We start from the raw sequence: 8,917 nt of genomic DNA, 5'->3' as shown, positions 1-8,917 counted from the left end.
TAGTACGATTGGTATAAGATGGCTTGTCTTGATAAGATCTGCGTTCTAACACCATTTCCAAAAACAGTTGCGTATTCTTTAGCGCTTTTTTAGGAAACCCTTGTTTCACTTCCTGCTTCGTCATTCCCTGTAAGTGCCTGAGTTCAACCAAAGCTGGGCCTAATTTGGCAATTCGGTATACCGCTAAATTGATGTACTTTTCAGATTGAATTTCGCTGATTTGCTCAGAGGGCAAAACAAACTCGCTATTTACGCGCTGAGTATACAGCGCATGACTTTGTCTAATCTGCTTTAACTCACTTTCTAACATCAATTGTTGGGTGGTAGTGTCTAAATCAAGGTGAAGATCTGTCAATAATGCCTTGCTGATGGCAACTTGAGTAACACGTTTTTGTTTTGGCTTGAGAATATAGTGATCGAGTTTTTTCCAAGTCAGTCTCTTTTGTAGCGCAATATCAAGTAACGCACGAAATAACAGCACGCTGTGAGTAAACTCTTCATGTGCGAAGTGGCTTAAAGCGAAAGCACGACAGAACTTGCCCCCTTGCTGCAACATCTCTGCTTCATCACACAGTTCTTGAGCGTTTTTCAAACATTTAACTGCACCATCAAAAAGAACGTCAAAGGTTAAATCGCTGTGTTTCTGTTGATTCAAATCCAATACCTTCCTTTAAGTTGCTGAGCTAAGTTACCAAGCTAAGTTACTGAGATAAGAGATGTTTAACACTCTCTTATCTCATTGATTTTATTATAGATGAAAGTAGCAAATACGGGGGGCTCATATTTTTGTTGCGTCGCTACCGAGTACCCAGCTCCACTACAATTTTGACCACGGTTGCTTAAATGAACTTTATTTAGAATAAAACTCTATAAAGATCACAATAAACAAGTGTAACTGTATGCATATTTTTCCTCTCGAATAAACTAACGCCCATATTGGTAAGCGCATGATTTAAATATAAAAAACAATTAACCATTATTAACAAGGGTGTTATATGAAATACAAAAAACTCGTGATCCCCATGCTATTAGCATTCTCTAGCGCCGCATTTTCTGCTGAAATTTATGACAACACCAAAAGCTACTCTGGCGGTGAGCGCGTCTCATTTAACGGTGCTATTTATGAAGCTCAGTGGTGGGTAAATCCGAATCAATCCCCCGCTGATGTGACTGATAATAGCTGGGAATCTCCATGGATCTTAATTTCTGAAACAGGAGGGGAAACAACGCCTCCTGTTGAGCCGGATGAGCCATCAGAGCCAGCGCCACCGGTTGTGCCACCCATTCCAGGTGACTATCCAGCCTACAGTGAAAGCGAGACCTATGTGTCAGGCGATATTGTTTCCAACGTAGGTAAACTCTATCGTTGTAAAGATGGCGCGACACAAGCATGGTGTTCTGGCGCAGCATGGGCTTATGCACCTGGCACGGGTACCGCATGGGATCATGCTTGGGAAGAAGTGAATGATGGAAATATCCCTTCAGAACCTGAAGTAGCGCCAGATCCAGATCCGACACCGGACCCAGAACCTGCACCGGACCCTACTCCAGATCCTGAACCAACGCCAGATCCTGAGCCTGCTCCAGAGCCAGAACCAGAACCTAGCCCTGGACCTGAAGACGGCTACGTTATTAACCAAGAAGATTTAGATGCAAAAGAAGCTGAGTTAACTGACTTCCCTGCAATGGCTTCGGTTAAAGAGCTTATTCGTACTATCGATAATGCCACGGTGAACGCGATTAAACCTTTAGCGTCAACTAACCCAGACAACGTTAAACGTATCGAAAGTATTGTTTCGGAAGCGGATTGGGAGTTTTTATTTCCGGAACGTACGGCAGAATATACTTATCGCCACTTCTTACAAGCAACCGGTAAATTCCCTGCTTTCTGTGGCACTTATGACGATGGACGCGATTCAGATGCCATTTGTCGTAAAGCATTGTCAACGATGTTCGCACACTTTACTCAAGAAACTGGTGGACACAGCTCCGGCTGGCAAGTACCACAATGGCGTCAAGGTTTAGTTCACGTCCGTGAGATGGGCTGGGATGAAACGATGCGCGGCGGTTACAACGGAGAATGTAATCCAAATGTATGGCAAGGACAAACTTGGCCTTGTGGCACCTTTGACAATGGTGAATTCAAATCTTACTTTGGGCGTGGCGCTAAACAGCTGAGTTACAACTACAACTACGGCCCTTTCTCAGAAGCCATGTTTGGCACTGTTCGTACCTTACTGGATAACCCAGAAATGGTCGCTGACACTTGGTTAAACCTTGCCTCTGCTGTGTTCTTCTTTACCTACCCACAGCCACCAAAGCCAGCAATGATGCATGTCATCGATGGCACGTGGCAACCAAACCAAAACGACTTATCTAATGGATTGGTTCCTGGTTTTGGCGTCACCACTCAAATCATCAATGGTGGTATTGAATGTGGTGGCCCAACAGAAGGTGCACAGTCTTTGAACCGCATCGATTACTACAAAAACTTTGCTGATTATTTGCAAGTACCCGTTTTAGATAGCGAAGTTCTTGGTTGTAAAGAGATGAAGTCCTTTGATGCTGAAGGCGCTGGTGCATTGAATATTTACTGGGAAAAAGATTGGGGTTGGTCAGACGATACACCAACAGGCGCAACTTATGCTTGTAAATTAGTCGGTTACCAAACGCCTTACTCTGCATTCAAGCATCGTGATTTCAGCAAGTGTGTTGAAGCAAATTTCCCTGATGTGATCATCAAGTAGTTTCTAATCTAACAATAAGTGGTCTCAATGAGAGACCACTTTATTCCCTTCTCAATGCCACTTTCACTATGTGTGACTCATCGTCAATTTCGATAACCGACACAAGCCAATAATTCGGATTATTACATTGACGAAATAGTACTTGACCCTTATTCCTTTTCCCATTACCCTCCCCGCCATATCTGCCTATTCAATAACGTTAAGAAGGTATCCTTTGTGATATTAAGCAAAAGTATTCTTATCGTTGGCAGTTTCTAGTCATTTCAGTTCGGAAAGGTAAATAAAGTGTTTAAAGAGAAAAGCTTACTGGACAATATTGGCGTACAAGTCGTCATCGCCATGGTCGTCGGCACCTTAGTCGGTGCTGTGATGGGGCACAGTGCAACCGTGTTCGCGCCACTGGGAACTATTTTTATTAACCTAATAAAAATGTTGGTGATTCCTTTAGTTGCCGTTGCACTTATTTCTGGCGCAGCAGGTCTAGGTGATAGCTCGTCGGCAGGTAAAGTGGGATTGACGACATTAGGATTCTTTGCACTAACCTCTGCACTAGCGGTGATGCTTGCCTTGGTGATGGGGAACGTATTTCAACCAGGTGCAGGTATTGATGTCGCGTCCGTTGAAAGCATGTTCTCTAGCGAGTACGCCACTCAAGGTTCCATTCCCGGTTTTTGGGATACCGTGACAGGCATGATTCCTACCAACATTTTCCAATCTCTGAATGACGCTAACATACTGCAAATCTTGGTATTTTGTCTTTTCTTCGGAATTGCTGTTTCAAACTTGGAAAAAGAACGTCGCCAACCACTCATGAATGGTGTCAATGCCATTGTTGATGCCATGGTGTGGATGATCAATAAAGTCATGCTCCTTGCCCCTCTTGGCGTGTTTGGTCTAATGGCTGATGCGGTTGGCTCTTTTGGTTTCAGTGCGCTCACCGTTGTACTTAAACTGTTCGTCGTATACGTGGCAGCCATTCTTATTTTTGGTTTTGTGGTCTACCCACTAATGGTGCACATTTTCACCAAAACGTCGGCTAAGAAATTCCTAGTCGCAATGAAAAAGCCTCAAGCTGTTGCACTATCTACCGCCTCTTCAATGGCAACCTTGCCAGTGAATATGGACACGGTTGAAAATGAACTGGGTGTCAGTAACTCTACCGCTTCATTTGTGCTGCCTTTAGGGGCAACCATAAACATGTCAGGTAACGCTATTTACTACGGCTTAGTGGCTATTTTCTTTGCCCAAATGTTTGGCATTCACCTAAGCCTAGGGGCGTACATTGCCATTATCGCAACGTCAACATTAGGTGCAGTCGGCCAAGCCGGTGTTCCGGGGCCGTCATTTCTTGTCGTTGCGGTTCTGCTTGCAGCAGGTATCCCAATCGAAGGTCTACCGCTTCTATTCGCTCTAGACCGTATCTTCGATATGATTCGTACCGCTCTAAACATCACAGGCGATGCAGCGTGTGCGGTGATTGTTGATGCGTTATTAGATGACGACAAAGAAAATGCAAATAAAGACGTGGTTACCCAGAGCACACCATAGTCTTATCGCAAACAAAAAACACCGGGTTTAATACCCGGTGTTGTTGTTTAAGGCTGACTCAATGATTCAATAACGCTCAGCTATGAAGGCTTCTACTAGGCATAATTCAATAATTGTTCCACTTGTTCTATGGTCGTAGCGGCATTTTTATAGTCTATTGCTAGCTCTACCACAGTATCTTTATCGGCAACAAACAAAGAAGGGAAACTGTTGCCACCAATGGAACGGGCGAAACCCAGTTCAGATTTGAGATATTGCTCTATGTCATTTGACTCTAAATCAGATTTAAACTTGTCGACATCAAGCCCTAACTCCCCCGCCAGCTCAATTAGCACCTCATTATCACTGGGGTTTTTTGCATGCAGATAATAGGCATGTTGCACCGCAGTAAGCATCTCTTTCTCCGCATTTTGACGTCTTGCAGCAAGCATTGCACGGCAAGATGGATACGTTGAACGTCTAGGGGTATTACGGCTCCAAAAGTCATGATTAAACTCAGTGCCGAGCTGAGATTCAATTTTATGCCAATACGATGCAATTTGAGTACGCATCTCCTGGGGCATTGGTACATCTGAATCAGGGGCAAGCCCACCAACAAGATACACAACGTCTATCTTACCTTTCAATGCCGCTTCTATTTTTTGCCATATGGGTTTGTATCCCCAACACCATGCGCACATAGGATCGTAAACATAGTATAAGCGTGTTACATCTTTGTTCATTAATACCTCTGATGTTTGTGTTATCAAAATCAGTACAGCACTAACCTTTTTATTGTGCAAGAAAAGCAGTCGAGTAAATGCGAACAAGACGCAATAATTTTGTAAATTCTGGAGCTATGACTTATTTCGTAAATTTACCTGAAAACTGGATGACTCCCGCGATAAGTGCAAAGGTATTTATCGTCTTATTTTAGGACTATCAAACCGTCTACGGCTATATTTCACTGTTCCGTTTAGGTAAACTAACGCAAATATCGACGTCTGAATGAACCATGAAACAACTACTTGACTTCATCCCTCTGATTATCTTTTTTGTGCTGTACAAGATGTATGACATCTATACAGCAACAGGGGCATTGATTGTAGCGACCGCTATTCAACTGCTTGTCACATATGTGCTGTATAAGAAAGTGGAAAAAATGCAGCTTATCACCTTTGCAATTGTGACTGTGTTTGGGGGGATGACGATTGCCTTTCACAACGACGACTTTATTAAATGGAAGGTCACGATAATTTATGCATTATTTGCACTAGGCCTTCTTATTACACAATTATCAGGAAAACCCTTTATCAAGGGAATGTTGGAAAAAGAAATCACACTTCCAACTTCAATATGGAATAGAATTAATGTGGCATGGGTGGCTTTTTTTGCGTCCTGTGCCATCGTCAACGTCTATGTGGCGTTTCGCCTTCCCCTTGATGTATGGGTAAACTTCAAAGTCTTTGGTTTAATGATAGCGACGCTAGTGTTTGCTTTATTAACCGGGCTCTATATCTACAAACACATATCAAAAGAGAGTAAAACACCCAATGAGTAACCCGTCTTCACCTCGCGGAGAAATGCTACTAAGAACACTGGCAATGCCAGCTGACACCAACGCTAATGGCGATATTTTTGGTGGCTGGATTATGTCTCAACTTGATCTTGCCGGCGGTATTCTTGCCAAAGAGATCTCAAAAGGACGTATCGCAACGGTTTCAGTATCCAGTATTACATTTAAAAGACCTGTTTCTGTTGGCGATATCGTATGCTGCCACGGTGAATGTAGCCACATTGGCAACTCTTCTATGTCGATTGAACTGCAAGTTTGGAACAAAAAAGTGATGGGTGACCGAGCTGGAGAAAGAGAGTTGGTGTGTGAAGCGACTTTCCATTATGTTGCTATAGACAACAATGGTCGCCCTCGAAAAATCGAAAAATAAAAGGATTTATTATGTGGTATGTTATTTTTTCACAGGATGTCAAAGATTCATTACCGAAACGTGCTAGTGTACGTGATAGACACTTAGCTCGTCTGCAAGACCTACAAGATCAGGGGCGTTTATTAACCGCGGGACCTATGCCCGCAATCGATAGCGAGAACCCTGGTGAAGCGGGCTTTACCGGCTCAACTGTCATCGCTCAGTTTGAAACGCTACAAGACGCTCAAACTTGGGCTGATAACGACCCATATATCGAAGCGGGCGTCTATCAGGACGTGATTGTTAAACCCTATAAAAAAGTATTCTAATTATGTATTCATCATTTAAAAATATACTCGTTTTAACACTGGCTACTCTTATTCTTGCAGGCTGTGCATCTAGCAGCAGCGAGCAACGAGAGCTTAAACTTATGGCCGATCGCCGTGCGGGAATTCTGGCGTCAAGCTTACCTATCGAGTATGGTCCGCTCACGATTACCAGAGCAACCTCTAAAGAATCAACCGTTATTATTGAGATGCTATACAACCAATCAGGTCATAAACCAGCGGATCAATTAATCAAAAGTGCCAATGCCTATTACTGCAACTCAGAAGACGTGCGTTCGGCGATGGATAAAGGTGTCAATTACCTGATCAAAATCCGTAACAACCGTGGTCAATTGATCGTAGAGCAAGTCATTAGCTCGAAAACCTGCATTGATGTGACCAACACAGAGTCTTAATAGCTCAAACCATTAACACAAAAAAGTCCAAAGTGTTTCTCAACACTTTGGACTTTTTTATTGCGTGTGAAAGGCGTTTACCGAATTAAAGGGAAAACAGCTGAACTTTTAAGCTCGCTTCTGGATCAATATCGTCAAATTCCGCAGGATTATCCAAACGTTGCACATAATTGAGTTCAGGAGCATGTTCCGCCATACCATCAATCACAAAATCTGAAGTGACCGCAGGCGAATTGGCACAGGCTAACACTTGCCCATTTTCAGCCAGTAAACTAGGCAAGCGGCGCAGTATTTTTTGGTAATCTTTAGTTAACGCAAAACTGCCTTTTTGAAACGACGGTGGATCGGAAATAATCAAGTCATACGGGCCAAAGCGTTTAAGTTTGCCCCAAGATTTAAAAATATCATGGGCTAAAAATTTCACGCGGCTCACGTCTTGATTGTTTAAATTGTGATTGTCACGGCCGCGACTTAACGACGAGCGCGCCATATCAATGTTCACTACTTGCTTCGCGCCGCCCGCAATCCCTGCCACCGAGAAGCCACAGGTATACGCAAACAGGTTAAGAATATTCTTACCCTCAGCGTTTGCCCTTACCCAGTCACGTCCTAAACGCATGTCTAAGAATAAACCTGAATTTTGGTTTGAAGAAAGATTCATCCAGTATTTGAGCCCAGACTCCACCACTTCTACTTTGCTTTCCCCTTCGCCCAATAAAAATTGCGTTGGCGCGCCGTGTTCATATCGATGTTGAATCGAGATAGAGCGGATATGTGAATGTTCTGGCTGCTCGGCTAATTGGTGCAAACCTTGCTCAAGATGCGCAAGAAACTCATCTGATACTGGTCTAAATAATTGCACAACAAGATGCTGAGCAATCCAATCACAGGTGATCTGCTCCAGACCTGCCACTGTGCGTCCTCGCCCGTGAAACAAACGTCTTACTTCAGTCGGAGCGCTTTTTAAACCTTGTTGCAATGCAGAAAAAAACAGAGGTAGCGCCTCTACATTCATAGGTGGAGAGATATCATTCATTATATTTTTGGCCAATTAAGTCGTTGGGGTTGTTGCCATTCGCTGATTTGTTGTTGAATTGCAGGCAATTTCCAGAGTTCACCGAAACGGCTATCAGAGCTAGGATCAAGCTGATAGCGATAACTGTCACCCTCTAGCTCAAAACTAAGAGAAAATGCGTGCAGGTATCCTCTATCACTGTCACTAGAGGGTGAATAAATAGGGTCGCCAACAATTGGACTGCCGACCGATTTTAACGCAACGCGAATTTGATGAGTCTTGCCCGTTTTAGGCTTACACAGAAAAATGCGATAGCCTTGGGCAGAAGCTGAAAAAAACTGGGTAATAGCAGGGTTTTCCATTGTGGGCATAAGCTTCCACATTGAACGGCGGCTTTTTGCCATATCCCCTTTGATCAAACCTTGTTTTTTCTTTGGCTTTTTATCGGAAATCGCCAGATAAAATTTTTCGACCTTTCTTTGAGCAAACGCTTGAGACAATTCACTTGCCGCTTGCTGTGTCTTACCCAAAAGTAACAGCCCAGATGTCATCTTATCTAATCGATGCACAAGGTATAATGGACCACAGCCCAAATAACGCCGCACCTCGTCTAACAATCCGGTCTCTTGTTCATCTTTATGAACGCTCACTGAAGCATGCTTATTAATCAGCACAAACTGAGCTTGGTCGTCGACTATATCAAACATAGGCTAGTTATAGGTGTCCTAGTGACTCAAAGAAAGCTCAGTAGTATATCCTGAGCGCCAAGGGAAACCCAACTTTCGTTAAAAATACCTGTATTTCACCTCTTGTTGTGTATCTTTTGCAAAATACTTGTTGAGATTAGGCGTAAATTTGCATGGAAAACCACCGTTATAGACAGCTTTGTCTGAAAAAGCCCACAAACACCACTTTTACGTATACACTACAACTATTAAGTGATTGATTATTAACTGAGAGA

At 43.3% G+C, this 8,917-nt stretch carries 10 protein-coding genes; 6 read left to right on the top strand and 4 right to left on the bottom strand.

Features of this window, described 5'->3' with window-relative positions; all coding sequences use genetic code 11:
* The coding region (locus tag VEZ01S_RS05955; protein WP_169721103.1) for an AbiV family abortive infection protein at nt 1–655 on the bottom strand (655 nt) is incomplete at its 3' end.
* A 340-nt stretch (nt 656–995) separates the two neighbouring features.
* Here VEZ01S_RS05955 and VEZ01S_RS05950 point away from each other — a divergent pair.
* On the top strand, nt 996–2,747 hold the full coding sequence (locus VEZ01S_RS05950; RefSeq protein WP_021713114.1) for a glycoside hydrolase family 19 protein: 1,752 nt from the start codon (nt 996–998) through the stop codon (nt 2,745–2,747).
* A 285-nt stretch (nt 2,748–3,032) separates the two neighbouring features.
* The gene (locus VEZ01S_RS05945) at nt 3,033–4,295 is read left to right on the top strand and encodes a dicarboxylate/amino acid:cation symporter (protein WP_021713113.1); all 1,263 of its coding nucleotides are present in this window, start codon (nt 3,033–3,035) and stop codon (nt 4,293–4,295) included.
* A 95-nt stretch (nt 4,296–4,390) separates the two neighbouring features.
* On the opposite strand, the gene VEZ01S_RS05940 is transcribed toward VEZ01S_RS05945, so the two are convergent.
* On the bottom strand, nt 4,391–5,017 hold the full coding sequence (locus VEZ01S_RS05940) for a DsbA family protein (RefSeq protein ID WP_021713112.1): 627 nt from the start codon (nt 5,015–5,017) through the stop codon (nt 4,391–4,393).
* A gap of 272 nt (nt 5,018–5,289) precedes the next feature.
* Here VEZ01S_RS05940 and VEZ01S_RS05935 point away from each other — a divergent pair, with 272 nt between their 5' ends.
* The 4 genes from VEZ01S_RS05935 to VEZ01S_RS05920 are packed head-to-tail and all read left to right on the top strand — an operon-like array spanning nt 5,290 to nt 6,941.
* Entirely contained in the window at nt 5,290–5,835 is a 546-nt protein-coding gene (locus VEZ01S_RS05935; protein WP_021713111.1) for a septation protein A, read from the top strand.
* The gene (yciA, locus tag VEZ01S_RS05930; protein ID WP_021713110.1) at nt 5,828–6,220 is read left to right on the top strand and encodes an acyl-CoA thioester hydrolase YciA; all 393 of its coding nucleotides are present in this window, start codon (nt 5,828–5,830) and stop codon (nt 6,218–6,220) included. Before VEZ01S_RS05935 ends, yciA begins: the two co-directional genes overlap by 8 nt.
* 11 nt (nt 6,221–6,231) lie before the next feature.
* On the top strand, nt 6,232–6,528 hold the full coding sequence (locus VEZ01S_RS05925) for a YciI family protein (protein ID WP_021713109.1): 297 nt from the start codon (nt 6,232–6,234) through the stop codon (nt 6,526–6,528).
* A 2-nt stretch (nt 6,529–6,530) separates the two neighbouring features.
* A complete protein-coding gene (locus VEZ01S_RS05920) occupies nt 6,531–6,941 on the top strand; it encodes a GspS/AspS pilotin family protein (protein ID WP_021713108.1) in 411 nt (136 codons plus the stop codon).
* A gap of 85 nt (nt 6,942–7,026) precedes the next feature.
* On the opposite strand, the gene VEZ01S_RS05915 is transcribed toward VEZ01S_RS05920, so the two are convergent.
* Together VEZ01S_RS05915 and VEZ01S_RS05910 are read right to left on the bottom strand one after the other, a co-directional pair.
* A complete protein-coding gene (locus tag VEZ01S_RS05915; protein WP_040890302.1) occupies nt 7,027–7,956 on the bottom strand; it encodes a class I SAM-dependent methyltransferase in 930 nt (309 codons plus the stop codon).
* A 20-nt stretch (nt 7,957–7,976) separates the two neighbouring features.
* Nucleotides 7,977–8,663: a TIGR01621 family pseudouridine synthase gene (locus tag VEZ01S_RS05910; RefSeq protein ID WP_021713106.1), complete on the bottom strand. Its 687-nt coding sequence runs from the start codon at nt 8,661–8,663 to the stop codon at nt 7,977–7,979.
* Nucleotides 8,664–8,917: the final 254 nt, after the last annotated feature.

Source organism: Vibrio ezurae NBRC 102218 (genome assembly GCF_000467185.1).
GTDB lineage: Bacteria > Pseudomonadota > Gammaproteobacteria > Enterobacterales > Vibrionaceae > Vibrio > Vibrio ezurae.
This window is presented reverse-complemented; position numbering and strand designations above follow the sequence as displayed.

What these genes read in the sequence shown, in the direction of transcription:
- VEZ01S_RS05915 (WP_040890302.1), bottom strand. Translation starts at nt 7,956, where the DNA reads ATGAATGTAGAGGCGCTACCTCTGTTTTTTTCTGCATTGCAACAAGGT.
- VEZ01S_RS05950 (WP_021713114.1), top strand. Translation starts at nt 996, where the DNA reads ATGAAATACAAAAAACTCGTGATCCCCATGCTATTAGCATTCTCTAGC.
- yciA (WP_021713110.1), top strand. Translation starts at nt 5,828, where the DNA reads ATGAGTAACCCGTCTTCACCTCGCGGAGAAATGCTACTAAGAACACTG.
- VEZ01S_RS05940 (WP_021713112.1), bottom strand. Translation starts at nt 5,017, where the DNA reads ATGAACAAAGATGTAACACGCTTATACTATGTTTACGATCCTATGTGC.
- VEZ01S_RS05910 (WP_021713106.1), bottom strand. Translation starts at nt 8,663, where the DNA reads ATGTTTGATATAGTCGACGACCAAGCTCAGTTTGTGCTGATTAATAAG.
- VEZ01S_RS05935 (WP_021713111.1), top strand. Translation starts at nt 5,290, where the DNA reads ATGAAACAACTACTTGACTTCATCCCTCTGATTATCTTTTTTGTGCTG.
- VEZ01S_RS05920 (WP_021713108.1), top strand. Translation starts at nt 6,531, where the DNA reads ATGTATTCATCATTTAAAAATATACTCGTTTTAACACTGGCTACTCTT.
- VEZ01S_RS05925 (WP_021713109.1), top strand. Translation starts at nt 6,232, where the DNA reads ATGTGGTATGTTATTTTTTCACAGGATGTCAAAGATTCATTACCGAAA.